This window comes from Microbacterium sp. NPDC055988 (genome assembly GCF_042269505.1).
Lineage (GTDB): Bacteria > Actinomycetota > Actinomycetes > Actinomycetales > Microbacteriaceae > Microbacterium.
Map to the genome: position 1 here is coordinate 953,524 of NZ_JBHJXY010000001.1, position 26,507 is coordinate 980,030.

General features: G+C 68.9%; 27 protein-coding genes. 10 read left to right on the plus strand and 17 right to left on the minus strand.

Annotated elements, in window-relative coordinates:
- Positions 1-59: 59 nt before the first annotated feature.
- From ACFC14_RS04715 to ACFC14_RS04725, 3 genes are read right to left on the minus strand one after another with little or no spacing between them, the layout of a single operon-like run.
- Positions 60-938, minus strand: a complete 879-nt coding sequence (locus ACFC14_RS04715) for a carbohydrate ABC transporter permease (protein ID WP_376101441.1) — start codon at positions 936-938, stop codon at positions 60-62.
- Positions 938-1,870: a carbohydrate ABC transporter permease gene (locus ACFC14_RS04720; RefSeq protein WP_205820304.1), complete on the minus strand. Its 933-nt coding sequence runs from the start codon at positions 1,868-1,870 to the stop codon at positions 938-940. The genes ACFC14_RS04715 and ACFC14_RS04720 overlap by 1 nt, the downstream gene beginning before the upstream one ends.
- Positions 1,867-3,210 (minus strand): ABC transporter substrate-binding protein, encoded by a 1,344-nt coding sequence (locus tag ACFC14_RS04725; protein ID WP_376101442.1) that lies wholly within the window; start codon positions 3,208-3,210, stop codon positions 1,867-1,869. The genes ACFC14_RS04720 and ACFC14_RS04725 overlap by 4 nt, the downstream gene beginning before the upstream one ends.
- 100 nt (positions 3,211-3,310) lie before the next feature.
- Between ACFC14_RS04725 and ACFC14_RS04730 the strand changes: the two genes are divergently transcribed.
- On the plus strand, positions 3,311-4,531 hold the full coding sequence (locus tag ACFC14_RS04730; protein ID WP_376101443.1) for an ROK family protein: 1,221 nt from the start codon (positions 3,311-3,313) through the stop codon (positions 4,529-4,531).
- 154 nt (positions 4,532-4,685) lie between these two features.
- On the opposite strand, the gene ACFC14_RS04735 is transcribed toward ACFC14_RS04730, so the two are convergent.
- The 4 genes from ACFC14_RS04735 to ACFC14_RS04750 all read right to left on the minus strand — a co-directional run bounded on the left by ACFC14_RS04735 (position 4,686) and on the right by ACFC14_RS04750 (position 9,344).
- Complete coding sequence (locus ACFC14_RS04735; RefSeq protein ID WP_376101444.1) at positions 4,686-6,038, minus strand: dihydrolipoamide acetyltransferase family protein; 1,353 nt, start codon at positions 6,036-6,038, stop codon at positions 4,686-4,688.
- 28 nt (positions 6,039-6,066) lie between these two features.
- Entirely contained in the window at positions 6,067-7,047 is a 981-nt protein-coding gene (locus tag ACFC14_RS04740) for an alpha-ketoacid dehydrogenase subunit beta (RefSeq protein WP_136041914.1), read from the minus strand.
- Positions 7,044-8,171, minus strand: a complete 1,128-nt coding sequence (locus tag ACFC14_RS04745; RefSeq protein ID WP_376101445.1) for a thiamine pyrophosphate-dependent dehydrogenase E1 component subunit alpha — start codon at positions 8,169-8,171, stop codon at positions 7,044-7,046. The genes ACFC14_RS04740 and ACFC14_RS04745 overlap by 4 nt, the downstream gene beginning before the upstream one ends.
- A 105-nt stretch (positions 8,172-8,276) precedes the next feature.
- The gene (locus ACFC14_RS04750; RefSeq protein WP_376101446.1) at positions 8,277-9,344 is read right to left on the minus strand and encodes a histidinol-phosphate transaminase; all 1,068 of its coding nucleotides are present in this window, start codon (positions 9,342-9,344) and stop codon (positions 8,277-8,279) included.
- A gap of 73 nt (positions 9,345-9,417) precedes the next feature.
- Here ACFC14_RS04750 and ACFC14_RS04755 point away from each other — a divergent pair, with 73 nt between their 5' ends.
- From ACFC14_RS04755 to ACFC14_RS04765, 3 genes are read left to right on the plus strand one after another with little or no spacing between them, the layout of a single operon-like run.
- Positions 9,418-9,624 (plus strand): ribbon-helix-helix protein, CopG family, encoded by a 207-nt coding sequence (locus ACFC14_RS04755; protein WP_105711711.1) that lies wholly within the window; start codon positions 9,418-9,420, stop codon positions 9,622-9,624.
- Entirely contained in the window at positions 9,621-10,004 is a 384-nt protein-coding gene (locus tag ACFC14_RS04760) for a type II toxin-antitoxin system death-on-curing family toxin (RefSeq protein ID WP_376101447.1), read from the plus strand. The genes ACFC14_RS04755 and ACFC14_RS04760 overlap by 4 nt, the downstream gene beginning before the upstream one ends.
- A gap of 34 nt (positions 10,005-10,038) precedes the next feature.
- A complete protein-coding gene (locus tag ACFC14_RS04765; protein WP_136041909.1) occupies positions 10,039-10,443 on the plus strand; it encodes a phage holin family protein in 405 nt (134 codons plus the stop codon).
- Between the two features lie 9 nt (positions 10,444-10,452).
- On the opposite strand, the gene ACFC14_RS04770 is transcribed toward ACFC14_RS04765, so the two are convergent.
- From ACFC14_RS04770 to ACFC14_RS04785, 4 genes are read right to left on the minus strand one after another with little or no spacing between them, the layout of a single operon-like run.
- On the minus strand, positions 10,453-10,854 hold the full coding sequence (locus ACFC14_RS04770; RefSeq protein WP_376101448.1) for a PIN domain nuclease: 402 nt from the start codon (positions 10,852-10,854) through the stop codon (positions 10,453-10,455).
- Positions 10,851-11,069, minus strand: coding sequence for a type II toxin-antitoxin system VapB family antitoxin (locus tag ACFC14_RS04775; protein WP_136041907.1), 219 nt, complete (start codon positions 11,067-11,069; stop codon positions 10,851-10,853). Before ACFC14_RS04775 ends, ACFC14_RS04770 begins: the two co-directional genes overlap by 4 nt.
- Positions 11,070-11,107: 38 nt before the next feature.
- Positions 11,108-12,397, minus strand: a complete 1,290-nt coding sequence (locus ACFC14_RS04780; RefSeq protein WP_376101449.1) for a hypothetical protein — start codon at positions 12,395-12,397, stop codon at positions 11,108-11,110.
- Complete coding sequence (locus tag ACFC14_RS04785; protein ID WP_376101450.1) at positions 12,394-12,657, minus strand: hypothetical protein; 264 nt, start codon at positions 12,655-12,657, stop codon at positions 12,394-12,396. Before ACFC14_RS04785 ends, ACFC14_RS04780 begins: the two co-directional genes overlap by 4 nt.
- Positions 12,658-12,804: 147 nt before the next feature.
- On the opposite strand from ACFC14_RS04785, the gene ACFC14_RS04790 reads away from it, so the two are divergent.
- Together ACFC14_RS04790 and purB are read left to right on the plus strand one after the other, a co-directional pair.
- Positions 12,805-13,344, plus strand: coding sequence for a low molecular weight protein-tyrosine-phosphatase (locus ACFC14_RS04790; protein WP_205820302.1), 540 nt, complete (start codon positions 12,805-12,807; stop codon positions 13,342-13,344).
- A complete protein-coding gene (gene purB, locus ACFC14_RS04795) occupies positions 13,341-14,723 on the plus strand; it encodes an adenylosuccinate lyase (protein ID WP_376107108.1) in 1,383 nt (460 codons plus the stop codon). Before ACFC14_RS04790 ends, purB begins: the two co-directional genes overlap by 4 nt.
- A 210-nt stretch (positions 14,724-14,933) precedes the next feature.
- Here the strand turns inward: purB and ACFC14_RS04800 are convergent, their stop codons facing one another.
- The 4 genes from ACFC14_RS04800 to ACFC14_RS04815 all read right to left on the minus strand — a co-directional run bounded on the left by ACFC14_RS04800 (position 14,934) and on the right by ACFC14_RS04815 (position 20,917).
- On the minus strand, positions 14,934-16,367 hold the full coding sequence (locus tag ACFC14_RS04800) for an MDR family MFS transporter (protein WP_376101451.1): 1,434 nt from the start codon (positions 16,365-16,367) through the stop codon (positions 14,934-14,936).
- Between the two features lie 103 nt (positions 16,368-16,470).
- The gene (locus ACFC14_RS04805; RefSeq protein ID WP_376101452.1) at positions 16,471-19,674 is read right to left on the minus strand and encodes a glycoside hydrolase N-terminal domain-containing protein; all 3,204 of its coding nucleotides are present in this window, start codon (positions 19,672-19,674) and stop codon (positions 16,471-16,473) included.
- Between the two features lie 224 nt (positions 19,675-19,898).
- Positions 19,899-20,270 (minus strand): hypothetical protein, encoded by a 372-nt coding sequence (locus ACFC14_RS04810; protein ID WP_136041903.1) that lies wholly within the window; start codon positions 20,268-20,270, stop codon positions 19,899-19,901.
- Positions 20,267-20,917, minus strand: a complete 651-nt coding sequence (locus tag ACFC14_RS04815; RefSeq protein ID WP_376101453.1) for an acyl-CoA synthetase — start codon at positions 20,915-20,917, stop codon at positions 20,267-20,269. Before ACFC14_RS04815 ends, ACFC14_RS04810 begins: the two co-directional genes overlap by 4 nt.
- 302 nt (positions 20,918-21,219) lie before the next feature.
- Here ACFC14_RS04815 and ACFC14_RS04820 point away from each other — a divergent pair, with 302 nt between their 5' ends.
- Positions 21,220-22,143: a hypothetical protein gene (locus tag ACFC14_RS04820; protein ID WP_136041901.1), complete on the plus strand. Its 924-nt coding sequence runs from the start codon at positions 21,220-21,222 to the stop codon at positions 22,141-22,143.
- Here ACFC14_RS04820 and ACFC14_RS04825 read toward each other — a convergent pair.
- Entirely contained in the window at positions 22,131-22,970 is an 840-nt protein-coding gene (locus tag ACFC14_RS04825; protein ID WP_376101454.1) for a sulfurtransferase, read from the minus strand. The two genes, ACFC14_RS04820 and ACFC14_RS04825, sit on opposite strands and share 13 nt — an antisense overlap.
- Positions 22,971-23,140: 170 nt before the next feature.
- Between ACFC14_RS04825 and ACFC14_RS04830 the strand changes: the two genes are divergently transcribed.
- Positions 23,141-24,079 carry a DMT family transporter gene (locus tag ACFC14_RS04830; protein ID WP_376101455.1) on the plus strand — a complete coding sequence of 313 codons (939 nt, stop codon included), beginning with the start codon at positions 23,141-23,143 and terminating at the stop codon, positions 24,077-24,079.
- A gap of 102 nt (positions 24,080-24,181) precedes the next feature.
- Here the strand turns inward: ACFC14_RS04830 and ACFC14_RS04835 are convergent, their stop codons facing one another.
- Entirely contained in the window at positions 24,182-25,201 is a 1,020-nt protein-coding gene (locus tag ACFC14_RS04835; protein WP_167632769.1) for a zinc-dependent alcohol dehydrogenase family protein, read from the minus strand.
- Between the two features lie 128 nt (positions 25,202-25,329).
- On the opposite strand from ACFC14_RS04835, the gene ribA reads away from it, so the two are divergent.
- On the plus strand, positions 25,330-25,989 hold the full coding sequence (gene ribA, locus ACFC14_RS04840; RefSeq protein WP_376101456.1) for a GTP cyclohydrolase II: 660 nt from the start codon (positions 25,330-25,332) through the stop codon (positions 25,987-25,989).
- Between the two features lie 27 nt (positions 25,990-26,016).
- Positions 26,017-26,490 carry a MarR family winged helix-turn-helix transcriptional regulator gene (locus ACFC14_RS04845; protein WP_376101457.1) on the plus strand — a complete coding sequence of 158 codons (474 nt, stop codon included), beginning with the start codon at positions 26,017-26,019 and terminating at the stop codon, positions 26,488-26,490.
- Positions 26,491-26,507 lie beyond the last annotated feature (17 nt).

Consider the following 26,507-nt stretch of genomic DNA (forward strand, 5'->3'; position numbering starts at 1 on the left):
TGGGCCCTTCGACAAGCTCAGGGACCCAGTGTTGGGTTGCTGAGCCTGTCGAAGCATCCCTAGCCCTTGACGGCGCCTTGCGTGACGCCCTCCATGACGAAGCGCTGCGTGAACAGGTACGCCAGGATCGCCGGGGCCATCGCCATCAGGTACGAGGCGAAGGACACGTTGTAGTTGTTGCTGAACTGGTTCTGGAACAGGTTCTGCCGCACGGGCAGGGTCTGCATCGCCGGATCGGAGATGATCAGCGACGGCATCATGAAGTCATTCCAGGCGTAGAGGAAGGCGAAGATGCCGACCGTCGCACTCATCGGGGCGAGCAGCGGGAAGATCAACCTCCAGAACGTCTGCCACGTGGTGGCTCCGTCGATGCGGGCGCTCTCCTCGAGCTCGATCGGGATCGAACGCAGGAACGCGGTGAACAGCAGCACGCTGAAGCTGAGCTGGAACATCGTCGCCAGGATGATCACACCGAGCGGATTGTCGAGTCCGACACGTCCGGTGAGCTGGATCTGCGGCAGGGCGACGACGGGGAACGGGATGAACATCGCCGCGAGCAGGTAGAAGAACGAGTAGCGGAACAGGCGTCGGTCCCAGTTGCGCACGATCGCGTACGACGCGAAGGCCGCGAGCACGATGGTCGCGACCACGGTCCCGGCGGTGACGAGGAGCGAGATGCCGGCTCCGACCGGGAACTTCGTGAGGTTCCAGGCCTCCACGAAGCCGTCGATGCTGAACGGCGCGGGAAGCGAGAACGCATTGCCGTCGACAGCCTGCCCCGTCGTCTTGAATGCCATCGAGATCGTGACGTACAGCGGTAGCAGCACCGTGACGGCGCACAGGATGAGGATGATCGTGCCCGACCAGTTCACGCGCTCCATACGGGTGCGCGGCTTCTTGCCGGAAGCGGTCTGCGTGGTGATCGTCTGCGTCGACATCAGAGGGCGTTCCTTCCGCGCGTCAGCGACAGCTGGAGGAGGGAGATGAGCACGGCGACGATGAAGAAGATGGTCGCGTTGGCCATCTGATAGGCGTAGTCGCCGCCGTTGAAGCCCGCGATGATCGTCATCGCGACGCTCCGGGTAGAGGTTCCGGGTCCGCCGTTGGTGAGGCCGACGATGATGTCGTAGGCGTTGAGGAAACCCTTGAATCCGAGGATCACGTTGATCACGACGTAGCCCGCGACGAGAGGGATCGTGATGCGGGTCAGCTGCTGCGTCCTGCTGGCGCCGTCGATGCTGGCCGCCTCGTAGACCTCGCCGGGCACCGACAGGAGTCCCGCGATGTAGATGAGCAGGGTGCCGGGTACGGCCTGCCAGGCGGTGACGATCACGATGGCCACCCAGGCCAGGTCGGGGTTGGCGAGCAGGCTCGTCTCCAACCACGGGATGCCGGCCGCCGCGCCCGCCGCGGGGATCGAGTTCGAGAAGAGGAAGTTGAAGACGTACGCGATGATGATGCCCGAGATCACCATCGGGATCACGAAGATCGTGCGCAGCCCCGTCTTGAAGCGGATGCGGGAGGTGAGGCCGACCGCGAGCAGGAACGCGATCACGTTGACCACGATGACCGTGGCGATCGAGAAGCCGAACGTGAACAGGTAGCTCTGCAAGATCGCCGGATCACTGAACAGGGCGATGTAGTTCGTGAAGCCGTTGAAACTCCACGCGCCGATGCCGATCGAATCGGTGAAGCTGAAGAAGATGCCGATGACACCCGGGACCGTGATCGCGAGGGTGAAGATCACGAGGGTCGGCAACAGGAACAGGTAGTAGATGGGCTCGACCCGGCGGCTGCGCCGACGGAGCGTGCGTGCGCCACCGCCGGTGACGATCGCGGTCGTGTCGGTCGGGGCCGTCGTGGTGGTCATGGCGCGGACTCCTCTGTCTCGCCGGATGCGGAAGCGTCGCCGGACGAGGTTTCGCCGGTCGACGGGATGGGGGCGCGGAAGGCGATGCGCGCCCAGTCCGCGTCCATGGTGCGCAGGATGCCCGCCGGGGAGGCCCCGAGCACCATCGCCTGTGCGTAGTTGAAGATCGGGAGGGTCTTGGGCACCAGCACGGAGGGCCCCTGATAGATCCGTCCCTCCTCGTAGTAGGGGATCATCCCCTCGATTCGAGGGTCTTCCGGAGCCGGAGCATCCTTCGTCGGGGTGAAGCCGAGCTGCGAGGCGTTGTACTCCTCGATGTGCTCGGGCAGGTACAGGTACTCCAGGAAGTCGCGGGCGGCCTCCTGATGCTGCGACTCCTCCGGGATCATCACGGCGAGGTCCATGTTGACCCGCACCTCGAGGTCGGCGGGGTCGTCGGTCATCGGGAGCGGGAAGGTGCCGAGGGCCAGGTCGGGCGCGGTCTTCGCGATCTCGCTGAACGCCCAGGGCCCCTGGAGGTACATGGCCGCCTCACCCTTCCCGAAGGCCAGGTTCCCGTCGCCGTACGCGCGGCTCGCGGCATCCGCGTTGGTGTAGTCGTTCGCGAGCTGCAGCATCCGGTCCATGGGCTCGGCGAAGTCCTTCTCGAACGACACCTCCGAGTCAGGTCCGACATCCGCCCCCTCCTCGGCGAGCGCGTCGAAGAACTCGATGACGTCGACCGAGCCTCCCGCCGTGTAGTCGTACCAGCCCTGACCGACTGTCCAGTCGTCCTTGAAGGTGCCGTAGAACGGGTCGATGCCCGCGGCCTTCAGCTGGTCGCAGACGGCGAGCAGCTCGTCCCAGGTCTGCGGGACCTCGAGTCCCTGCGCCTCGAAGATGTCCTTGTTGTAGATGACGGATGCGGCCATCACCGAGTAGGGCAGGGCGCTCTGCCGCCCCTCGCACGAACCGTACTGGTCCATGAGTGGCTGCAGGTCGTCGCGGATGCTCGCCGCCGCATCGGTCTCGGAGAGGTCGGTGAGTGCGCAGCGCTGCACGAACCTCGCGACCTCATAGTTGTAGTTCGCCAGCATGATGTCGGGCGGGTTGCCGCGCACGAAGCTGGCGGAGACGACGTCGACTCCCGAAGTGTCGATCTCGACCTTCACGTCGCTCTGCGAGGAGTTGTAGTCGGCGACGAGAGCGGTCATGAATTCGATCGCCTCACGCTTGCTGAAGGTGAAGCGGATGGTCTCCGCCCCCGAGTCGGCGGAGCAGCCCGCGAGGGCGGTGCCGACCAGTGTCGCGCCGAGGGCTGCGGCTACGAGCCGCGTCGCGCGTGTTCGTTCAACAGACACCGTCGTCCTTTCGATGGGTAGATCCGCAAAGTAAATCTAGTGAGCGAATTTACTCTGACGAACGGTACTCTCTCATTCGGGCGACAGGAAGGCAAGGGGCGTGACAGAAGTCTCCGCAGGACTCGGCACCGGCCGCGCGAGCGTCGGCGCCATCCTCGGCTTCGCGTGGGACGCGGGCGAGTTCACCGCCACCGACGTCATGGCGAGCACGTCGCTGACCCGCTCGACCGCGATCGACGCGATCGACACCCTGGTCGGCGCGGAGGTGCTCCGTGAGCTCCCGAACGCTCGCGTCGCCGGAAGCTACCGCTCGGGGCGACCCGCCCGCCGATTCGCGCTCTCCCCCGACCTCGGCGTCGTGGTCGGCATCGACGCCGGCGACACCCACATCGCGGTCACCGTGGCCGATCCGCTCGACCAGACCCTGGTTCATCACCGCGTCTCGGCCGACCAGACGCAGTCCGCGGCCGCACGGCGCGCGCTGATCGTCGAATCCCTGGGCGCCGCACTCGATGAGGCGGGAGTCGCCCGCGACCGCGTGCTGGCCGTCTGCGTCGGCGTCGCGGCACCCGTCGACCGTGACGGCATCTCGCCTCCACACCCCGACGGCTTCTGGGAGCGCACCAACCCCGGCCTCGCCGAGGCGCTGGGCGCATGGGCACCCGTTGTCGAGATCAAGAACGATGCGCAGCTCGCCGCTGTCGCCGAGGGAGCACTCGGCGCGGCCATCGGATGCCGGGACTACGTCGCCCTGCTCTCGAGCGAGCGCTACGGCGGCGGGGTCGTCGTCGACGGGCACGTGCTCCACGGAGCCCACGGCGGCGTGGGCGAGGGCGTCGTGTTCGACCACATCGTCGGAGTCGGCTCCGCCAACGGACTGCCGTACTCCCTGCAGGAGGCGGCGCGAGCAGCTGTGGCCGAGCGCGCCGTCCCGGCCGACGGCGCGCTCGGCCGCCTGGTGGATGAGGAGCGCATAGACCCGCGCCTCGTGCTGACTCTCGCCGCGTCCGGTGACCCCGACGCCCTGCTCGTCGCCGAACGCGTGGGCGCGGTGGTCGCTCGAATCGTCGGCGTGCTCGGCAGCATGTACGACCCGGCACGCGTGGTCGTGTGCGGCGCGGTGGCCGAGAGCATCGAGCCCGTGCTCGCTGCCGCCCGACGCATCCTCCCGGAAGAGCTGCACCTCCCCGCGCCCGAGATCCTCGCCTCGACGCTCGGCGCCGAGGTCGTCTCGGTCGGCGCGGTCGCCACCGCGCGGCGCGCCGCCCGCGAACGCACCGTGCCGCTCCTCGCCGAGCAACGCCTGCGCGTGACCGCGTAGCGCAGGATCAGTCCGCGGCGCCTCGTCCGGCCTGTCCCCCGCCCCGCCCGGCCGCGCACAACGCGAAGGAGATCTCGCGTTGCGAAGGAGCATCCCGGGGATGGGGTCCTTCAGAACGCGAGATCTCCTTCATTCCGGATGCTGCGGCTAAGCCTCACTCAACCAGCAGCGCAGGCTCCTCGAGCACGGATGCCACGTCGGCGATGAAACGGCTCATGCCGTCGCCGTCGATCACGCGGTGGTCGAAGGATCCGGCGACGGTGGTCACCCAGCGCGGACGCACCTCGCCGTCGACGACCCACGGCTTCTGGCTGATGGTGCCCATCGCCACGATGCCGGCCTCGCCGGGGTTGATGATCGGGGTGCCGGCATCCATCCCGAACACGCCGATGTTGGTGATCGTGATGGTGCCGCCCTGCTGATCGGCCGGCGGCGTCTTGCCCTCGCGCGCCGTGAGCGTCAGGCGGTTCAGCGCCCGTGCCAGGTCCTTCATGCTCAGGTCCTGCGCGTCCTTGATGTTCGGCACGAGCAGGCCGCGCGGGGTGGCCGCGGCGATACCGAGGTTCACGTAGTGGCGCACGGCGATCTCGGCGCCGGCATCCGTCTCGATCCAGGCGGCGTTCACCATCGGCGTCCGGCGAGCCGCCCAGATCACGGCGCGGGCCACGATGAGCAGCGGCGAGACCTTGATGTCGGCATAGTCGGGCGAGGCCTTGAGTCGCTTCACGAGCTCCATCGTGCGGCTGGCGTCGACCTCCTTCCAGACCGTCACGTGCGGGGCCGAGTACGCGCTCTGCACCATGGCCGAGGACGTGGCCTTGCGCACACCCTTCACCGGAATGGACTCGGTGCGGTCGTCGCCGGCGGCGGAAGGACGGGTCGCGGTGAGGCCGCGAGCGAGGCCGGCTGGAGCGGCCTGCGGCGCGGGCACCGTCTCCTCGCGGACGTCGCCCCACTCCGGGGTCTCGATGTTGCGGAAGACGCTGGCCTGGGAGGCGTGCTTGACGACGTCGTCGCGGGTGACTTCGCCGTCGGCGCCGGTCGCGGCGACCGCGGTGAGGTCGACGCCGAGGTCGCGGGCGAGCTTGCGGATCGGCGGCTTGGCGATCACGCCCACCGAGGAGCGGACCGGGCGCTCTGCCGGACGCTTACGGCGCGAGGTCGCACCGCCGCCTGTGCCGTACCCGACGAGCACCGAGCCGCCGCCCTCCTCCGGCGCAGGGGCCTCGGCCGTGGCGACGACGCCGGGACCTGCGTCGTCGCGTGCATCCGTCACGAACGTGATGATCGGCGAACCGACCTCGACCGTTGATCCTTCGGCGGCGAGCAGCTCGCCGACGACGCCCGCGTGCGGAGACGGCAGCTCCACGAGCGACTTGGCCGTCTCGATCTCGCAGATGACGTCGTTGATCGCGACCGTGTCACCGGGGGCGACCTTCCAGGCGACGATCTCCGCCTCGGTCAGGCCCTCTCCGACATCGGGGAGGTTGAAGTTCTGCGTGCTCATGACGAGTCCTTTCGGCCGAGCGGGGATGTCAGTAGGCCAGTGAACGGTCGACGGCTTCGAGGATGCGGTCCGCATCCGGGAGATATGCGCCCTCGAGCTTCGCCGGCGGGAACGGGGTGTCGTAGCCGGAGACGCGCAGCACCGGAGCCTCGAGCGCATAGAACGCGCGCTCCATGACGGTGGCCGCGATCTCGCCGCCGATGCTCCCGAAGCCCTGGGCCTCCTGCGCGTAGACCATGCGTCCGGTCTTGCGGATGGAGTCGAGGATGGGCTCGTAGTCGACCGGCGAGAGGGAGCGCACGTCGACGACCTCACAGCTAGTGCCCTCGGCCTCGGCGAGCGCGGCCGCCTGCAGCAGCGTGGTGACCATGGCGCCGTGGCCGACGAGGGTCACGTCGCTGCCCGTGCGGACGACGCGCGAGGAGTGCAGCGGGACGGCGGAGGAGTCGAGCTCGACCTCGCCCTTCTGCCAGTACCGGCTCTTCGGCTCCATGAAGATCACGGGGTCGTTCGAGGCGATCGCCTCCTGGATCATCCAGTAGGCGTCGTTGGGCGTCGACGGCGAGACCACGCGCAGGCCGGGAGTGTGCGCGAAGTACGCCTCCGGGCTCTCCTGGTGGTGCTCGACCGCGCCGATATGCCCGCCGTACGGGATGCGGATCACGATCGGCATGCTGAGCGCACCCTCGTGCCGGTTGGTGAGCTTCGCGAGCTGCGTGGTGATCTGATCGAAGGCCGGGAACACGAAACCGTCGAACTGGATCTCGATGACCGGGCGGTATCCGACCATCGCCATGCCGATCGCGGTGCCGACGATCCCGGACTCGGCGAGTGGGGTGTCGAGCACCCGGCGGTCGCCGAAGTCCCGCTGCAGGTGCTCGGTCACGCGGAAGACGCCGCCGAGCTTGCCGATGTCCTCGCCCATGAGCAGGACCTTCGGGTCGTTCTCCATCGCCTTGCGCATGCCCGCGTTCAGGGCCTTGCTGAGCGGCATCGTCTCGAGGGTCATCGGGCTTCTCCTTCGAAGGACGCCTCGTACTGCGCGTGCCAGGCCTTCTGCTGGTCGATCAGCGGATGCGGTTCGCTGTACACGTGGTCGAACATCTTGTCGGCGCTGGGCGGTCCGAGCTCGACGCTGCGGGCGCGAAGGTCTTCCGCAGCATCCGCCGCCTCCGCCTCCACGTCGGCGAACAGCTGCGCGGATGCACCGCGGTTCTCGAGGAACGCGCGCATCCGGACGATCGGGTCGCGGCCGGCCCAGTACTGCTCCTCGTCGCTGCCACGGTACTTCGTCGGGTCGTCGCTCGTGGTGTGCGCGCCGAGGCGGTAGGTGACGGCCTCGATCGCCTGCGGGCCCTTGCCGCTGCGGGCCTCGTCGAGCGCGACCCGCGAGACCGCGTAGCTGGCGAGCACGTCGTTGCCGTCGACCCGGACGCTCGGGATGCCGTAGCCGGCGCTGCGCTGCACGAGCGGGACGCGCGACTGCGTGGACACGGGCACAGAGATCGCCCAGTGGTTGTTCTGGAGGAAGAAGACGGTCGGCGCCTGGTAGCTCGCGGCGAAGACCATCGCCTCGTGCACGTCGCCCTGGCTGGAGGCGCCGTCGCCGTAGTAGACCATCACGGCCTCGTCGCGGTCCGCATCACCGGTGCCCGTGCGACCGTCGAACGCGAGACCCATCCCGTAGCCGGCCGCGTGCAGCACCTGCGATCCGAGCACGAGCGTGTAGAGACGCGTGTTGCCGTTCTTGGGATCGGTCGGGTCCCATCCGCCGTGCGAGACGCCGCGCATCAGCTTGATGATGTCGACCGGGTCGACGCCGCGGATGCGGGTGACGGCGTGCTCGCGGTACGAGGGGAAGATCGTGTCCTGCGCTCGAGCGGCACGACCGGAGCCGACCTGCGCGGCCTCCTGTCCACGGCTCGGCGGCCACAGGGCGAGCTGCCCCTGCCGCTGCAGGTTCGTGGCCTGGGTGTCGATCGCGCGGATGACGACCATGTCGCGGTAGAACTGCTCGAGCTCCGCATCGCCGATCGCCTCGATCAGGGGAAGATATCGCTCGGCGGCGGCGGATGGCGCGAACCGTCCGGTCTCGTCCAGAACGCTCACAAGGGGGGTCTCGGGGGTGGTCACGCTCTCACGCTACCCGCGTCGGCATGCCCGGTCACGCATACCTAGGGGCCCCTTGTAACTGCCCGGAAGCCGGAGAAAACCGCGGAAAGCCGCGGCGAGCGCGGATCAGCGAACCGAGGCGGCGACCTCGAGCACGCGGTCGAGGGAGGCTTCCTCGCCGACGGAGATGCGGATGCCGTCGCCCGAGAACGGACGCACGATGAGGTCGTTCTCGACGAAGGCAGCAGCCACCTCGTCGGTGCGGTCGCCGGTCGGCAGCCACACGAAGTTCGACTGGGAGTCCGGGACGTCCCACCCCTGCGCGCGAAGCCCCTCCACCAGACGGCCGCGCCGCTCGACGATCACAGCCACGCGCTCGAGGAGTTCCGGTTCGGCGTCGAGGCTCGCGATGGCGGCGTTCTCGGCGGCGGACGTGACCGAGAGCGGGATGCCCGTGGTGCGTGCGGCATCCAGCACCTTCTCGTGCCCGATCGCGTAGCCGACCCGGAGGCCGGCGAGGCCGTAGGCCTTCGAGAAGGTGCGCAGCACGACCACGTTCGGATGCCGCTCGAACACGCGCTCGGCCAGACCGTCGACGGCATCCGGCGCCGTGACGAACTCGGCGTACGCCTCGTCGAGGATGACGAGGATGTCGCTCGGGACCCGCTCGACGAAGGCCGCGAACTCCGCCGAGGTGATGATCGGCCCGGTCGGGTTGTTCGGGGTGCAGAGGATGATCGCGCGGGTGCGCTCGGTGACGGCATCCGCCATCGCGTCGAGGTCGTGGCGGGAATCGGCGGTGAGCGGTACTTGCACCCCGGTCGCGCCGGCGACGAGCGGCAGGCTCGGGTAGGCCTCGAAGGAGCGCCAGGCGTAGATGACCTCATCGCCGACGGACGCGGTCGCGAGGATCAGCTGGTGCAGGATCGAGACGCTGCCGGAGGCGACGTGCACCTGCTCGGGGTCGACGCCGTAGCGCGCACCGAGGCGCTCGCGCAGACGGCCGGCGGTGGCGTCGGGGTAACGGTTGATCGGCGTCGTGCGCTGCAGCGCTTCGAGCACGGAGGGGAGCGGCTCGAACGGGTTCTCGTTGCTCGAGAGCTTGAACGCGTCGGGCCCTGCCTGCTTGCCTTGCCGGTACGGCGCGAGGGCGGCGATGGCGGGTCGGATGCGGGGCAGGGTCGGCTCGGTCACGGGTCGAGTCTACGAGGGGGCGGAGGCGGGGATGGCCCTGTTCACGCGACATCGGCGGTGGTACCATTTTGGTATGGCGATGACGGTGCGGCTCCCGGAAGAACTCGATGCACAGCTCGAGGCGATCGCGCGTGCGCGGCACATGTCGAAGCACGCGGTGATCATCGAGGCGGCGACGCGGTTCGCGAATGACACGAGCCGCTCGGCTCTCGTGGATTCCGCCGTTGACTTCGTGCTCGACAATGACAAAGCCCTGCTCGAGCGCCTCGAAGACGCATGACCGAGTACCTCACCCTGGAAGACGGTCTCCAGATCGTCGAAAGGCTCGGATTTCACGTTCGGGATGCAGGCCTGCTCGCCTCGGCCCTCGCGAGACCCGCGGCTTCACTGTTCGGCGACGACGCCTACGAAACGATCGATCGAAAGGCCGCTGCGCTCCTCGAATCTCTCGCACGCAACCACCCGCTGTTCGACGGCAACAAGCGGACAGCGTGGACGAGCTTCGTGGCGTTCCTGTGGATCAACGGATGGAAGCACCGCTTCACGACAGATGACGCATTCGATCTGGTCATCGGCATCGCCTCCGGCACGATCGATCTCGACGAGTCGGAGCAGCGCATCCGCGCGAACCGAATTCCCGTGAGCGACACCGCAGGCTGACACGTCCCGGCGTCCGTGCGACACTGGTCGGACTATGCGCTTCATCATCCGTGTCGTCGTCAACGCGTTCGCCATCTGGGTCGTCACGCTGATCCCCGCCCTCCAGGTCACGATCAGGGCGTTCCCGCCCGGCGAGACCCTGCAGGTCGTCCTGACACTGCTGGCGGTGGCCGCGATCTTCGCCATCGTCAACACGATCATCGGCACGGTCGTGAAGATCGTCGCGTTCCCGCTCTACATCATCACGTTCGGCCTGATCGGATTCCTGATCAACGGGTTCCTGCTGTGGCTGACCGCGTGGATCACGAGCGGCTTCGGCTGGGGTCTGACGGTCGGCGACTTCTGGTGGGGCGTGCTCGCTGCGCTCATCATCTCGGTGATCAACGGCATCTTCGGCTTCATCCTCCGCCCGCAGAAGAATCGCTCGCGCCGCGACTGAGCCCGGCGACTACGCCTCGACGTCGAGCCGGAGCGGACTGATCTCGGCGAGGAACTCGAAGTCCCTGTCAGCGTGCAGGAGCGGGATGTCGCGGCGTATCGCGACGGCGGCGATCAGGCAGTCGACCATGCTGCGGACCGGGTGCCCGTTCGCCGCCGAGGCTCGGTAGAGCTCTGCCGCATCTCGGAAGTCGGTGAGTGTGCGCAACGGCGCGAGCGGCAACCCGTTCGCGAGCGCCTCCACCCTCGCGAGCTCCTGCGGTCGCCGCGCCCCGGCGAGCAGCTCCATGATCACCGGCTCTGTGATCGCGATGTCCGCGCCCGCGCCGATCAGTCCATCGAGTCGTTCGACGACCGGCACGTCGAGGCCACGAAGGTAGGCGATCCACGCGGAGGATTCGACGAGGATCACGCGTCGCCCCACGGGGACGGCGGATCGTCGCGCATCGCGTCGAGGTCTCCGCTCCATCCCGTGCCCTTCAGACCGAGGAGGAAGTCCTTGGTCAGGGGCACGCCGACGAGACGGCGAAGCGCGAGATCGACCGCCTCCTTCTTCGTGGAGAGGTCGTATCTGCGCATGACCTCACGGACGAGATCGTCGTCGATGTCGATGTTCGTGCGAGCCATACACGCACGATACACCTCCGATACACCACCCCCCAGGGTCATTGCTCCCGCACCCGCTCGGCATGGAATTCGGTGCGTTCGATCTCGACGGCATCGCCGAGCTCCCGCCAGTAGGCGTCGAGCGCCTCGGCACGCGGATCGGAGGAGGCGTCCACCAGCTGCGCGGTCTCGATATAGGCCTCGAGCGCGTGCGGCTGCAGCGACAGGTCGTACAGGCCGTCCTGCGGGTCGACCTCGCGTGACGCGGTAAAGCTGTCGGGCGATCCGGTTCCCTCGGCCGATCCTCCCGCGGCGAGCCTGGCGACGACGTCGTCCGAGTGCGAGAGCTGGATGAGAGTCTGACCGTCGTCGAGCGACGATTCCTGGGGGCTGCCCGCCGTCAGCTGCATCGCGACGTCGTAGTCGCTCTCCATCGCGAGATGCGCGGCGATCATCCCGCCCTGCGAGTACCCGACGACGTCCACGCGGTCTCCGGGCTCTGCGCCCGCGGCGGCCAGGGCGTCGACGGTCGCCTGATACGACGCCGACCGCTGCCCCTGATAGAGCTCCAGGTTCGACTTCATGTCCCACGGATCCTCTTCGCCGGCCTCCCACGGCACGGAGTTCTGCGTGCCTTTGACGTAGGTCACATACCGGGTCGCGCCGTCGGCCATCGTGTACTTCTCGACCGCCACCTGCGCACTCGTCGACGGCATGCGCGTGAGCGCGCCGGCCACTCCCTTGGGCGCACCGGCCGGGGTCGACGTGGCGGTGGGCGTCACGCGCACCGGGTCGGCCACCCCCTTCAGGACGGTCCCGGCGGGCACCTTCCCGAGCAAGGAGGTGATGCCGGCGAACCCGCCGGCCAGGAGCAGCGACGGCAGCATCCCGAAGACTCCCATCGGCTCGGGCAGACCTCCGTGGCGGCGCCCCACCCAGTCGGCCACCAGCCAATCGGCCATCACTCCGACGCGCGCGTCGCCGTCGATGAGCCGATCGATTCGCGCCTGGATCGTCTTCGCAGCTGCATCGTCCGCGAGAGCGAGGGCGTCGGCCTGCGCGCGGAGCTCCACCACCTCGAACGCGTCCGCCATCAGGAGCGTGCCCGCACAGGCGTCCTCCAGTTCCGCCCGCAGCACGCCGACGCCTTCCCCGGTGCGATGCAACGCGCCGATATCGACCTGCGGGGCGACCTCGGGTTCAGTGGCCAGCAGCGCGCCGGCGCGGATGATCGCGGCCCGAGCCTCCTCGCACTGCATCGCCACCGTCCGCATCCGGCGCCCGACATCGCGCAGCTGCTCGGTGTCGACGGCGATCACCCCGCCGTGCTCGATGTTCAGGCCGCTCATCCCACTCCTCCGGCGTTCAGCTCCCACTGACGCACCTGAAGATGCCCGATCTCGGCGCCGCAGTCTTCGCGCAGTCGCGCCAGCCGCTCATGCAGGGCGCGGAACCCCTCGGACTGCCAATCCGACGCATCGACGAGCGACACCAGCACGGCTCCGACGTCTTCGAGCAGCGAGATCGCCGTGCCGATCTCGGAACTGGTCAGCATCCAGACCCAGCTGGCGTCGGAGGCGATGGCGTGATTGTGCGCGAGGGAGTACATGACCCTCAGCCTCGGCGTTCGGCGGGACCTCGACCGACCGGATTCCCGCGGTCGGTGGAGAGAGGAAAGCGGGATTTCGGTGTGCAGAGGAAGCGCGCCTGACCACTTCCGCTGTGCACGATCGGCGGAGGCGGGCAGAATGTATGTGTGACATCCCCGGATCCCTTCCGCGTGATCTTCGTCTGCACGGGGAACATCTGCCGCTCTCCCATGGCCGAGGTCGTCTTCCGCGACCTCGCGGAGCGGCAGGGACTCGGCTCTCGCATCGTCTCGCGCAGCGCCGGCACCGGCGACTGGCATCTGGGCGAGCGTGCCGACGACCGCACGATCGACTCCCTCGCCCGGCGCGGCTACGACGGCTCTCGGCATCGAGCCCGCCAGTTCACCGCAGCGGCCTTCGCCGACAACGACCTCGTGGTCGCCCTCGACCGCACCCACGAGCGCATCCTGCGGGAGTGGGCGCACGACGAAGACGAGGAGGGCAAGGTCACGCTCCTCTTGGCGTTCGATCCGAACGCCTCCACGCACGACGTCCCCGACCCGTACTACGCGGGGGCGGCGATGTTCGATTCGGTGCTCGGTATGATTGAGGCCGCGACTCAGGGCCTGTTCCGTCAGCTCGAACCTGCTCTTCGTCTCCCCCGCTCGCCCCGAACCTTCGGGGCCTCATCAGGAGGACTCCCCTGACTTTCCAGCCTTCGCTCCCGCCGCAGCCCCTGAGCCCCCTCGACGGTCGCTACCGCGGCGCCGTCACCGGTCTCGCCGACTTCCTCTCCGAGGCAGGGCTCAACCGCGCACGGGTCGAGGTCGAGGTGGAGTGGCTGATCGCCCTCACCGACCGCTCGCTGTTCGAGACGAGCCCGCTGTCGGATGCCGACAAGGAGCGCCTGCGTGCGCTGTACCGCGACTTCGGGCAGGACGAGATCGACTGGCTCGCCGAGAAGGAAGCCGTCACCCAGCACGACGTGAAGGCCATCGAGTACCTCGTGCGCGATCGGCTCTCGACGCTCGGACTCGACGGCATCGCCGAGCTCACGCATTTCGCCGCCACCAGCGAGGACATCAACTCCGCCTCCTACGCGCTCACCGTGAAGCGCGCCGTGGAGGAAGTCTGGCTGCCGGCCCTCGACACCGTGATCGCGAAGCTGCGCGAACTCGCGGTCGAGCACGCCGACGCCGCGATGCTCTCCCGCACGCACGGCCAGCCCGCGACGCCCTCGACCATGGGCAAGGAGCTCGCGGTCTTCGCGTGGCGCCTCGAGCGCGTGCGCGGCCAGATCGCCGCATCCGACTACCTCGCGAAGTTCTCCGGCGCGACCGGCACCTGGTCGGCGCACCTCGCCGCCGACCCGGATGCCGACTGGCCGACCATCGCCCGCGAGTACATCGAGGGCCTCGGGCTCGGCTTCAACATCCTCACCACGCAGATCGAATCGCACGACTGGCAGGTCGAGCTCTACGACCGAGTGCGTCACGCCGGCGGCATCCTGCACAACCTCGCCACCGACATCTGGACGTACATCTCGCTCGGCTACCTCGCACAGATCCCGGTCGCCGGCGCCACCGGCTCGTCGACGATGCCGCACAAGATCAACCCGATCCGCTTCGAGAACGCCGAGGCGAACCTCGAGATCTCGGGCGCCCTGCTCGCTTCGCTCGGTCAGACCCTCGTCACCAGCCGCCTGCAGCGCGACCTCACCGATTCGACCACGCAGCGCAACATCGGCGTCGCGTTCGGGCACTCGCTGCTCGCGCTCGACAACCTGCGCCGTGGCCTGAACGCCATCTCGCTCTCGCGTGACGTGCTGCTGGCCGACCTCGACGTGAACTGGGAGGTTCTCGCCGAGGCGATCCAGACCGTGATCCGGGCCGAGGTCGTCGCCGGTCGGTCCACGATCACCGACCCGTACGCGCTGCTCAAGGAGCTCACGCGCGGTCACCGGGTGGGCGCGGCAGACCTCGCGGAGTTCGTGCAGGGTCTCGAGATCGGCGATGCCGCCAAGCAGCGCCTCCTCGCTCTGACCCCCGCCACGTACACCGGTATCGCCGAGCGCCTCGCCCGCTAGCCCCGGTCTCCCTCTCCCACTCCCTCTCCCTCTCCCTCTCCCACTCCCCGCCCCGCATCCCGCGGGGGCGCCGAGCGCACGGGTTGTTGCCGAGCGGACGGCGTATTCGCGCAGGGATCCCGTGCGCTCGACGCGAAGCCGTGCACTCGGCGATGGCTGGGCGGGACGGACGGGACGGACGGGGCGCGGGATGGGCAGGATGAGCGCGGGCTAGGGGGCGGGCTCGCCGGAGTGGTCCTCGACCTTGTCCTTCGGCATGAACGCGGCGGCGAGCAGGGTGAGCAGGGCGGTCACGGCGACCGCGACGAACACCCAGACCGACGCGTGGATGATCGTGTCCGGGTCGTCTGGCCCGTCACCCTGGGCGATGGCCGCGTTCGAGATCGCCCCGAACACCGCGACGCCCACGGCGCTGCCCGCTGACCGCGCGAACGCGTTCATGCCGGTCACGGCTCCGCGCTCGCCCCAACCCACCGAGGACTGCGCCGCGATCAGGGTCGGCGCGGCGCTCCATCCCAGCCCGAACCCGAGGACGAACGCGATCAGCGACAGCACCCAGGGGTTCGGCCACGACGACACCGACGCGAGGACGATCGCGGCGACCGAGGCGATGCTCATCCCGATCAAAGTGGTGCGGCGGAACCCGATGCGCAGATACAGGCGTCCGACGTTCGCTGCGGCGATCGGCCACCCGAGCGTCAACGCCGCGACCGCGAGGCCCGACAGCAGCGGCGCGATGCCCAGTGAGCCCTCGAGGTAGGCGGGCGCGAAGCTCGTGACGCCGATCATGAGCGCCCCCACCCCGAGCGAGACGAGGGTCGTGGTCAGGATCAGCGGTCTGGCCGCGAGGCGGAGGTCGACGATGGGCTCGGCAACTCGTCGCTCGACCATCCCGAACAGCGCGAGCGCGACGATGCCGATCCCGAAGCACAGCGCGCTCTGCACGGAGATCCACGCCCAGGCGTTGCCACCCTCCAGCATCCCGAGGATCAGGCCGGTCAACCCGACGGTGAGCAGCACGGCTCCCGCGTAGTCGATCCGGTGGCGCTCTGTCTGCTTCTGCTCCTTGTACTTGAGCTGCAGCATCCAGGCCGCGATCAGGCACAGCGGGATGTTGACCCAGAAGATCCAGCGCCACGCGTCGAGCTGCGCGAAGACACCGCCGAGCGCCGGCCCGACGACGGACGAGATCGCCCACACGCTCGCGATGTAACCCTGCACCTTGGCGCGCTCGGCGACCGTGTAGATGTCACCGACGATCGTCATGGCCATCGGTGCGACGGCGCCGGCGCCGAGCCCCTGGATGATGCGGAACACGATCAGCGCCGGCATGCTCCACGCGAAGCCGCAGAGGATCGACCCGAGCAGGAAGAGTGCGATGCCGAGCAGGATGATCGGCTTGCGGCCGACCGTGTCGGCGAACCGGGAGTAGATGGGGACGCTCACGGCCTGCGCCAGCAGATACACCGAGAAGAGCCACGGGAACTGCTGATAGCTGCCGAGATCGCGGACGATGCTGGGCACCGCGGTCGCGAGGATCGTGGCGTCGATCGCGATCAGCCCGGTCGCGAGCATCAGCGCACCGAGGATGGGGCCTCTCGGCGACCGGAGTCCGATGGAGGCGCGGTCGACGGAGGCAGTCACTTCAGGGACAAGCCGATCCGCCGCGGCTCTATTCCGGATCCGCGGGCAGCGGTGCCGACGCCCGAAGACGCCGGCACCGCGACACAGCGTCGTCGACGCGTGCTCAGTCGGCCGGGCCGAGGTCGCGCATCGGCTTTCCGTTCTTCGGGTTGCCCGGCTTCACCTTGCGGCGCTGCCCGTTCACGACCACGATCACGTTGCTCATGTTCGGCGCCCGGTCGGCGACGACGTCGTAGGTCACGACCTTCCCGTCGCGCCACTCGCAGTCGACGCGGTAGCCGCCGCGTGCGCGGAGCCCCTCGAACGACCCGGTCGCCGACCAGTCCCCCGGAAGCGCGGGAAGCAGACGGATGACTTCACCGTGACTCTGCACCAGCATCTCGACGATCGCGCCGACGATGCCGAAGTTGCCGTCCAACTGGAAGGGCGGATGATTCGCCCACAGGTTCTGCAGCGTGTTGTAGGTGAGCAGCCCGCGGACCATGATCCCGGCCCGCTCGGCGTCTCCGAGTCGGGCGAATAGGCCGGCGCGCCACGGCCAGGTCCACGAGCGACGGCTGTCGCCGGAGACGGTGGCGGCGGTGAACGGCACCCCGTCCTTCTCGCCGCAGCGCGCCTTCAGCGAGACCAGGGCCGCTGCAGAGAAGTCGGGCGTCTCCGGGGTGATCTGGCGCCCCGGGTACACGGCGAACAGATGCGAGGTGTGCCGGTGGATGTCGTTCGGGTCATCCCGGTCGGTCTGCCATTCCTGCAGCTGCCCCCAGCGTCCGATCCGGTTCGGCGCGAGCCGCTCCTGCATGTCGGCGACGGTCCGTCGGTACTTCTTGTCGACGCCGAGGGCTTCCGCGCACTCGAGGTAGTTCTGGAACAGATCCCAGATGATCTGCTGGTCGTGCATCACGCCGTCTTCGCGAGGGCCGTGCTCGGGAGACCAACCCATCGGTGCGACCAGTGTGCCGTCCGGGAGCTCCTTGAGCTGGTCCTCCCAGAACTGGCAGATCTCCTTGATGAGCGGGTAGGCGAGGTCGCGCAGGTACTTCTTGTCCTGCGTGAACGCCCAGTGCTCGTAGAGGTGCTGCGCATACCAGGCGCTGGCGATCGTGTTCCACTCCCAGGCGTTGCCGCCGAAGATGCTCTGCGATGTCCGCGCCGTCCACCCGCGCACATCCGTCCCGAACGCGTTCCGCGTGGCGATCCTGCTGGGCACCGCCACCTCGCGGATGAAGGCGGCGAGCGCCTCGTGCGACTCCGGGAGGTCGGCGGTCTCGGCCCCCCAGTAGTTCATCTGGATGTTGATGTTCGTGTGATAATCGCTGGCCCACGCCGGCTGGTTGCTGTTGTTCCACAGTCCCTGGAGATTCGCGGGGAGCCCGCCGGGCTTCGACGAGCTGAGGAGCAGGTAGCGGCCGTAGGCGTACAGCGTCTGCTCGAGGGTCGGGTCGGCCTCGCCCTTCCCGTAACGGAGCAGTCGGCGGTCCATCGGCAGGGCCAGCACAGCGTCGTCGGTCAGACCCCACTCGACCTTCGCGCGCTGCATGAGGCTCTTGACCTGTTCGACGTGCGCTGAGCGGAGTTTCTTCCAGGATCGGGAGGATGCCGCGGACAGCGCCTTCTCGATCGCCGGCTGCGGGGCGGCGCCGCGCCAGCCGTGGGCGGCGCTCAGCCGGTAGTCGGTGCGTGCGTCGAGCAGCAGCGTGATCGATGTGGCACCGGAGATCTGCAGTCCGCTCTCCGCCGCGACCACCTCGCCGTCGGTCTCCGCGATGCGCACGACGGCGGCATGTGTGAGGTCGTTCGCCATCGTGCCGGAGAAGCTCAGCCGTCGGCCGGTCGCGTCCACCGCGGTCGCGACGCCTTCCTGCTTCGAGGTCATCGTGATCAGGGCGGTGAGCGCGCCGGGCCGATCGGTCGTGAACCGCACCGCGATGAGGTCGGCATCCCGACTCGCGAAGGCCTCACGCAGCACGGTGCCCTGTGCCGTCGCGAAGTGCGTGCTGTGGGTGCCGTCGGCGATGTCGAGCGCACGACGGTAGTCGACGACCGCCTTGGCCCCTGCCGTGCTGTAGCCGCTCCCGGTGAACGCGATGCCTCCGATGCGGATCGCGCCCGGCGCCGAGAACGAGATGCGGTACATCGCGAAGGCGGTGGAGTTCGCGAACGAGAAGGCCCGACCGCTGCCGCGCTGCGGGAACGTCTCCCCGGAGCGCGTGTCGAGCGTCTTCCAGTCGAGACCGTCGTCCGAACCGGAGACGACCCAGTCCCGCGGATCCTGTTCCGGAGCATCCGGCGCGCTCGTGAGCACATATCCGCCGAGCACGCGCTTCGCCCCGAGCTCGACCTGCCACACCGCCCCGGATCGGGCGGTCGGAACCGCCCACACGGTGGTCGGGTCGGCGTCGATGCTGCCGACGAGGGAATCGGCATGGCCGCTCGGGGAGGAGACGTAGACCGCACTGCCCTGCGCGAGGTCGACGCCGCCGAGAGCGATCTCACCCACCTGGAAGTGACTGACTCCCGCCTTGGGCGCGAAGACGATTCGATAGTGCGCGTAGGCCGTGGTGTTGGCCAACGTGAAGCTCTTGGTGAGGAGCCGCTGCGGGAAGGGCGCCTCGGCGCGGGTGTCGAGGGTGATCCAGGTCGTCCCGTCGGCGGACCCTTCGACCCGCCAGTCCTGCGGGTCGCGTGCCGGGACATCGTTGGCACTCGTGAGCGCATACGACGACACCGCCACCGGCTCGGCGAGGTCAGCCTGCCAGATCACCTCGGCCGGCGGTGCGATCAGACACCACTTGGTCGACGGGTTCCCGTCGAAGGTCTTCTCGACGGTCTCCCCACCCGAGACCTCGTAGGGCCCGCCGGGGGACGAGACCTTGCTGCGGGCGCCGAACGCCACCGTCACCTCTCCGAAGTCGCGGAAGGAGCCGAACCCGGTGACGCTGGTGTCGTATGCGCCGTCGGGCTGTCCGGCGAGGGCGTTGTCGTAGTCGTTGACACCGCCCCACAGGCTCTGTTCACTGAACTGGATGACCTCCGCATCGGGGTTGCCGAACAGCTTCGCGCCGAGTCTGGCGTTGCCGATCGGGAGCGCCTGCGTCTCCCAGTTCGTCGCCGGAGTCCCGTACCAGAGCGCATACGGCGACAGCTGCGGTCGCGGGATCGCGCGGTCGGCGACCCCGCGCAGGGGCGCCTGAGCCGAGATTCCACTCGCGCCGGCGGGCCGAGCCGCAAGGAACTGAGGGACGAGCGGGGCGAGGAGGGCGAGGCCGCCCACCTGTAGAGCCTGTCGGCGGGAAATGGGGTCCATCATCACAGCAAACCTCCGGAGCATCGTTGATCATCTGGTGCCGTGCGGTCCCGCCGGTCACTGCTGCGGGACGCGACAGGAGCCAGTGTGCGACAGCAGACATCGGATGTCTAGAGACGATCGGCCAGAGGGGCAGCCGAAAGTACCGCCGATGAGGGGGATCGGATCATGCTTTAATCCGATGTTCAGCGCGAGCAACCGAGCGTGCGGGCCCGATGCTCAGCTGCTCAGGAGGATGCCGGACGACCCGGCGCCTCGGAATCGGGGGTCTCCCCCTCGAGCGCCTCGCCCTCGGGCTCCGGGTCGTACAGCACCGGACGGTCGATGGTCTTGGTGACGTCGGCGGGGTCGACCGCGAGGATCAGCATCGCCAGGATCAGCAGCGTGACGATGAACGCCCCTCCGCCGACGACGAGGCCGAGCGCGACGGGAGTCAGACCGTCGTAGGTGCCGTTCGCGATCGCCGTGTTCACACGCGCGGTGAAAGCGCCGGTGGAGACGAGCGTGACCACCATGGCGAAGACGCCGCAGCCCAGCGCGATCAGCAGCAGGTGCAGCGGGCGCAGGATGTCCCGACGGGTGGGCTTCTCGTCGCTCATCGCTCTCCTCCGTGCTCCGCAGGGGCGGCGCTGTCGTTCGGTTCGGCGGCCGTGGCGGCGGCATCCACCCGCTTCGGGGTGAGTCCGGCGATGCCGAGGAAGACCGCGACGATCGCCGCGTAGCCGCCGAACATGCCGACACCGAGGATGATGCCGGACAGCACGAACGTGCCGGCCTTGTCGATCGTGTACTCCTGGAGGAAACCGGCCGGGATCAGCAGCAGGACGATTCCCAGCAGCACGCCCAGCGCGCCGACGGTGATCGCGTCGCGCGACAGCGGATCAGCGGTACGACGCGAGCGGATGCCGGCGAGGATCTCGACGCCGCCACTCACGATCGCCCAGGAGGACACCACGATGAAGAACAGGTCGTCGGAACGCCAGGCCGGGATGCCGCTCACACCGCCGGCGACGATGCCGAGCGCGGCGAGCAGGATGTACGACCAGCGCGAACCCGCCGGGAGCACCAGCCACGCCGCGAGCAGCTGGACGAGAGCAGTGGTGAAGACGAAGCCGCTGAAGACCGAGAGGCCGACGGGGGCGGAGTGGTCCGATGAGAACGTGATCATCAGTGCGGCGACGGCGGCGAACAGCGCGCGCAGCAATTGCACGTGGCGCATGGTGAATGCGCGAGCAGGGGCAGACATGACGGTCCAGAGTCCTCCGGGGTGTTCCTCCCAGTCTACGCGGGGGCGCGGAGCCGCGACGCCGACGGGCGTGCGGAGGAGGATTCGTGAAGCCCGGCGGATCTCCCCAGATCGATTGCCGGGCTTCACGACGTACGCAGCACGGGGGCATCACTGCGTCAGGTCGGTTTCGCAGGGACGGGCACCCTGCCTGCGATGACGACCAAGTGACCCCACATGCCCACCCGGTCCCCTGAGGTGTGCGCGTGCGGTCGTATGCTCACTTTAGGACGGTGGTATTCACATACCGGACGGGGGCTGTGATGAGTTACGAGTATGACGAACGCAGGTCCGGCTCCGATGCTTTCGCGGCGACTCTGCGCGACGCGATCAACGCGAGGCACGTGACGCTGTCGTGGCTGCATCAGCAGCTCAACATGCGCGGGAACCGGGTGTCGATGGCGACGCTCAGCTATTGGCGTTCGGGGGCGCGTCGCCCGGAAGGTGCGCAGTCGCTCGCCGCACTGGTCGACATCGAGGATCTCCTCTGTCTCGACGCCGGGGCGCTGCGCCGACACCTCGGCCCCACGAACAGGACCGGCCCGCTCGGACCGAACCAGTTCCCCCTCGACGAGGAGGAGCTCGAGCGCGCCGTCATGATGGCCTTCAGCGCGCTGGGCGCGTCGTACCCCGACACCTCGCGCGAGCTGACCACCCACTCCGTGACCGACGTCGACGCCGACGGGAACGTCGCCTACAGCATCACGCGCAGCATCGTGCAGTCCACGATCGGCACGATCACGGCCATCCCGTTCCTCGAGATCACGCCGGGCGTCAGCACCCCCGCGCCGATTCTGAGCGCGGTGTCGGGCGGACGCATCACCGCGCGCTACTCGCACCCCGATGGCGAGGTGCACGGGGTGCTCTTCGAACTCGACGTGCCGCTGACCGCGCCGGATACCGCGATGGTCGAGTGGTCGGTGACATATCCGCCCGACTATCCGCCGATGCGCGACACCGGCCATGCCCTGGCGCAGAAGGCCAGAGAACTGCTGGTGTGGACGCGCTTCCACCCGGATGCCGTGCCGGACTGGTGCGAGGAACGGGTCGAGACTCCGGACGGCGTCACCGTCACCGACGTGCCACTCACCCGAGGGACGTCGGTGCACCTGGTGCGTCGCGCGTTCGGCCCCGGCGCGCTCGGGCTGCACTGGGGATACGGCCCGCGGGAGGATCAGCCGGGCTGATCGCCCGTGGCGACCGGGCGGCCGGGCGTGTTGGACCACTGGCTCCACGAGCCGGGGAAGACCCGGGCGTCGATGCCCACCTCGTGCAGGACGAGTGCCGTGTGCGCGGCCGTGACACCGGATCCGCAGTAGGCGGCGACCGGAGTGCCGGGCGTCACCCCGATCTCGGCGAAGGACGCGAGGATCGTCTCGCGGTCGAGGATCCGGCCCGCAGCATCGAAGTGCACGGGCTCCGGGAGGTTCCGCGCGCCGGGGATGTGTCCGGCGACCGGGTCGTACGGCTCCGAGTCGCCGCGGTACCGGTCTGCCGCTCGCGCGTCGATCAGCACGCCCGACTGCGGGAACGCGGCCGTCTCGTCGATCGACAGCGCGTCGCCGCCGATCTCGTCGAGCACGACGTCGCCCTGCTCGGGCACCACGTCGTCGGTCGCGACCTCGAACCCCGCGGCCTGCCAGCCGCGGATGCCGCCGTCGAGCACCCGCACATCGACGCCGCCCTGACGCAGCAGCCACCAGGCGCGCGCCGCGGAGATGCCCTTGAAGTCGTCGTAGGCCACGACGGTGTCGCCGGCGCGGACTCCCCAGCGACGGGCCGCGGCCTGGAGCGTGGCGGTCGACGGCAGCGGGTGCCGCCCCTCCGACGGTTCGCCGTGCGTGGCGAGCTCGGTGTCGAGGGAGACGAACACGGCACCGGGGATGTGGCCCGTCAGGTAGTCGTCGTGCCCGGCCTCGGGTCGATCGAGCCGCCACCGCACGTCGATCACGCGCACGGGGGCACCTCCGCTCAGCAGGTCGTTCAGCTCGGATGCACTCACGAAGTCGCTCATCCTGCGAGGCTACCGAGTCCGCAGCGGCATCCGGTCCGTGGCCGTCTTCCGGTGTCACTTTCGAATCGCGCGAATGGCCCGATCCGACGGCCGTGTCGAACCCTCTGCGCGATTCGAGACCTCGACGCGCGACTATGCTCGATCCGGCCACGTCGAGAAAGGGGCTGCGAATGCCCCTTCGGTGGATGCGGTTCCGCCCGCAGGAGGCCGCGCTCATCGCGATCACCGCGGTGTGGGGCGGCACGTTCCTGCTCGTGCACTGGGCGATGGAGCACTCGGGTCCCTGGTTCTTCGTCGGCATCCGGTTCCTGATCGCCGGGCTGATCAGCGTGGTGATCTTCCATCGGGTGCTGCGCGGCATCCGCTGGCGCGATGTCGGCGCCGGCGTCGCGATCGGCATCATGATCTATCTCGGCTACGGACTGCAGACTCTCGGGCTGCAGACCATCGACAGCAGCACCTCGGCGTTCATCACGGCGATGTACGTGCCGCTGGTGCCGCTCGCGCAGTGGGCCGTGTTCCGAAAGCGACCGCCGGCGATGGCGTTCGTGGGCGCGGGGTTGGCGTTCGTGGGGCTGCTGCTGATCGCCGGGCCCGACGCCTTCGCGCTCACCCTCGGCACGGGCGAGATCGTCACCATGATCAGCACTCTGCCCATCGCGGCCGAGATCATCCTGATCAGCCTGTTCGCCGGGAAGATCGACCTCGGCCGCATCACCGTCATCCAGCTGCTGACCGCCGGGGTGCTGGGGCTGCTCACGATGCCGGTGGTGGGTGAGAGCGTGCCGGAGTTCTCGTGGATCTGGGTCGGCTGCGCGGTGGGGCTGGGTGCGGCGAGCTGCCTGATCCAGCTGACCATGAACTGGGCCCAGAAGTCGGTCTCCCCCACGCGCGCGACCATCATCTACGCCGGAGAGCCGGTGTGGGCAGGGGTCATCGGCCGTATCGCCGGAGAACGCCTGCCCGCGACCGCGCTCATCGGCGGCGCGCTCGTCGTGCTCGGCATCCTGGCCAGCGAGCTGAAGCTCGTGCGTCGGCGGGCTCGGGCCCGGGCGGCGCAGGCGGCCACCGAGATGACCGCACCTTCCGACGGCCAATCGCAGCTCTGACGGCCGGATCTGGCGGATCCGGCCGTCAGAACTGGATTTCACCGCACGAAGCGCGGGGCGAAGCGCGGAGCGAGGGTCGCGGACGCTCGGATGCTCGCGATGTCAGACCGTGAGCAGCACCTTGGTGGCGCGGCGCTCGTCCATGGCGCGATAGCCCTCGGCGGCATCCTCGAGCGGGAGGGTGAGGTCGAACACCTTGCCGGGGTCGATCTTCCGGTCCCAGATGAGCTGGATCAGCTCGGGCAGGAAGCGCCTCACCGGCGCGGGGCCACCGTGCAGGTGCACGCCGGAGAAGAACAGCTCTTCGCCGGGCAGTGCCACCTCGTGCGACACGCCCACGTAGCCGACATGTCCGCCGGGACGGGTCGAGCGGATCGCCTGCATCATCGACTCCTGCGTGCCGACCGCCTCGATCACCGAGTGTGCGCCGAGCCCGTTCGTGAGCTCCTTGATGCGCGCCACCCCCTCGTCCCCGCGCTCTTCGACGATGTCGGTGGCGCCGAACTCGCGCGCGAGCGCCTGCCGGTCGGCGTGCCGGCTCATCGCGATGATCCGTTCGGCGCCGAGTTCGCGGGCAGCGAGGATGCCGAGCAGGCCCACCGCTCCGTCGCCGACGACGGCGACCGTCTTGCCGGGTCCCGCCTCAGCGGCGACCGCCGCGAACCACCCCGTGCCGAGAACGTCGGATGCCGCGAGCAGCGAGGGGATCAGGTCGGCGTCGGGCTGCCCGGGCGTGACGACGAGCGTGCCGTCGGCGTGCGGGATCAGCGAGTACTCGGCCTGCGTGCCGTACTTTCCCATCGGGACGACGTGCACGCAGCGGGACTGGTAGCCGGCCTGGCAGATCTCGCAGGTGTTGTCCGAGGCCATGAACGAGCCGACCACGAAGTCGCCGACCTTCAGGGTCTGCACCTCGTCGCCGATCTCCTCGACGACGCCGACGTACTCGTGACCCATCGGCGTGTGGTCGACGTTGTCGTCACCGCGGTACGGCCACAGGTCCGACCCGCAGATGCAGGTCGCGGCGAGCCGGATGACGGCATCCGTCGGCCGGGTGATCGTCGGCTTCTCGCGCTCCTCGACCCGGACGTCGCCGGGGGCGTACATGACTACTCCACGCATTCGTGCTGCTCCTTCTGTCGTGTGGATCCAGTCAACGCTCATTCCGTCCCGGGTGGGAGGCTCTGTCGGGGCACCCCTCGGATCGCGATCCACGGGAATAGTTCGTCGAGCGGCGCGTTGCACCCGACATGATTGAAACTTCAACCGTCGCTCCGGTCGCCACGGAGCGCACCCGCGTCCGCGTGCCGCTGCGCTTCGGCGACGGCTTCTCCACCACCGCCGACGTCGTCACCTTCGACGGCCTGGTCGACGGCCGCGAGCACCTGCTGCTCGGTCTCGGCGACTGGCGCGCGGCACTCGAACGCGCCGTCGACGGCGGGGGTGCACCGCTGGTCCGCCCGCACAGCGAGTGCCTGACCGGCGACGTCTTCGGCTCGGAGCGCTGCGACTGCGGGCCCCAGCTGCGCGAGGCCGTCGAGCGCATCGCCGACGAAGGCGGCTTCCTGCTGTACCTGCGCCAGGAGGGTCGCGGCATCGGTCTGTACGCCAAGCTCGACGCGTACGCGCTGCAGGATGCCGGACTCGACACCTATGAGGCGAACGTCGCCCTGGGCCACGGCGAGGACGAGCGCGACTACACCGTCGCCGCGCAGATGCTGAACGCGGTCGGCGTCGACGGCATCCGTCTGCTGAGCAACAACCCCGACAAGGCCGTGCAGCTCGAGGCACTCGGCATCCGCGTGACCGAGCGGGTGCGCACCGAGGTGCACCTGTCGGAGGCCAACTCCCGCTACCTGCAGGCCAAGCGGGACCACACCGCCCACACGCTCGACCTGTCGGCGGCGTGACACAGGAGTGAGACTCGAGGAGGCACCATGACCGCGGAGCAGCAGCATCCGCGTCGACTCGACGACGGCGAGATGGCGACCTGGCTTCCCGTCATCCGGTTCGTCCAACTGCTCCCGCAGGTGCTCGACCGCACCCTGAAGGAGGAGGTCGGGCTCAACCACGCCCGCTATGCGTTCCTCATCACCCTCGCCGGGCAAGGTGAAGGCACGGTCACGATGACGGAGCTCGCCCGCATCGCCGGACTCAGCCGCTCGCGATTGAGCCATGCTCTGGACTCGCTCGAGGAGCGCGGCTGGGTGGAACGCACCTCGTGCAGCTCCGACAAGCGCACACTCTCGGCCACTCTGACCGCCGAGGGCCGCGAGATGCTGCGCACGGCCGCGCCGGTGCACGTCGAGCAGGTGCGCGAGCTGGTGCTCGACCCGCTCACGGATGAGGAACGCGAGCAGCTCGGCGCGATCCTCGGCAAGCTCCTGCCCGGCGTGACCGCGGCACTGTAGCCGGCGGCCGCTTCAGC

Coding starts and splice junctions, on each gene's coding strand:
- ACFC14_RS04775 (WP_136041907.1), bottom strand. CDS start 11,069: ATGGCTCGCACGAACATCGACATCGACGACGATCTCGTCCGTGAGGTC.
- ACFC14_RS04805 (WP_376101452.1), bottom strand. CDS start 19,674: ATGATGGACCCCATTTCCCGCCGACAGGCTCTACAGGTGGGCGGCCTC.
- ACFC14_RS04810 (WP_136041903.1), bottom strand. CDS start 20,270: ATGAGCGACGAGAAGCCCACCCGTCGGGACATCCTGCGCCCGCTGCAC.
- ACFC14_RS04715 (WP_376101441.1), bottom strand. CDS start 938: ATGTCGACGCAGACGATCACCACGCAGACCGCTTCCGGCAAGAAGCCG.
- ribA (WP_376101456.1), top strand. CDS start 25,330: ATGATTGAAACTTCAACCGTCGCTCCGGTCGCCACGGAGCGCACCCGC.
- ACFC14_RS04760 (WP_376101447.1), top strand. CDS start 9,621: ATGACCGAGTACCTCACCCTGGAAGACGGTCTCCAGATCGTCGAAAGG.
- ACFC14_RS04780 (WP_376101449.1), bottom strand. CDS start 12,397: ATGAGCGGCCTGAACATCGAGCACGGCGGGGTGATCGCCGTCGACACC.
- ACFC14_RS04765 (WP_136041909.1), top strand. CDS start 10,039: ATGCGCTTCATCATCCGTGTCGTCGTCAACGCGTTCGCCATCTGGGTC.
- ACFC14_RS04825 (WP_376101454.1), bottom strand. CDS start 22,970: ATGAGCGACTTCGTGAGTGCATCCGAGCTGAACGACCTGCTGAGCGGA.
- ACFC14_RS04820 (WP_136041901.1), top strand. CDS start 21,220: ATGAGTTACGAGTATGACGAACGCAGGTCCGGCTCCGATGCTTTCGCG.
- ACFC14_RS04785 (WP_376101450.1), bottom strand. CDS start 12,657: ATGTACTCCCTCGCGCACAATCACGCCATCGCCTCCGACGCCAGCTGG.
- ACFC14_RS04740 (WP_136041914.1), bottom strand. CDS start 7,047: ATGACCCTCGAGACGATGCCGCTCAGCAAGGCCCTGAACGCGGGCATG.
- ACFC14_RS04835 (WP_167632769.1), bottom strand. CDS start 25,201: ATGCGTGGAGTAGTCATGTACGCCCCCGGCGACGTCCGGGTCGAGGAG.
- ACFC14_RS04845 (WP_376101457.1), top strand. CDS start 26,017: ATGACCGCGGAGCAGCAGCATCCGCGTCGACTCGACGACGGCGAGATG.
- ACFC14_RS04735 (WP_376101444.1), bottom strand. CDS start 6,038: ATGAGCACGCAGAACTTCAACCTCCCCGATGTCGGAGAGGGCCTGACC.
- ACFC14_RS04815 (WP_376101453.1), bottom strand. CDS start 20,917: ATGTCTGCCCCTGCTCGCGCATTCACCATGCGCCACGTGCAATTGCTG.
- ACFC14_RS04830 (WP_376101455.1), top strand. CDS start 23,141: ATGCCCCTTCGGTGGATGCGGTTCCGCCCGCAGGAGGCCGCGCTCATC.
- ACFC14_RS04755 (WP_105711711.1), top strand. CDS start 9,418: ATGGCGATGACGGTGCGGCTCCCGGAAGAACTCGATGCACAGCTCGAG.
- ACFC14_RS04720 (WP_205820304.1), bottom strand. CDS start 1,870: ATGACCACCACGACGGCCCCGACCGACACGACCGCGATCGTCACCGGC.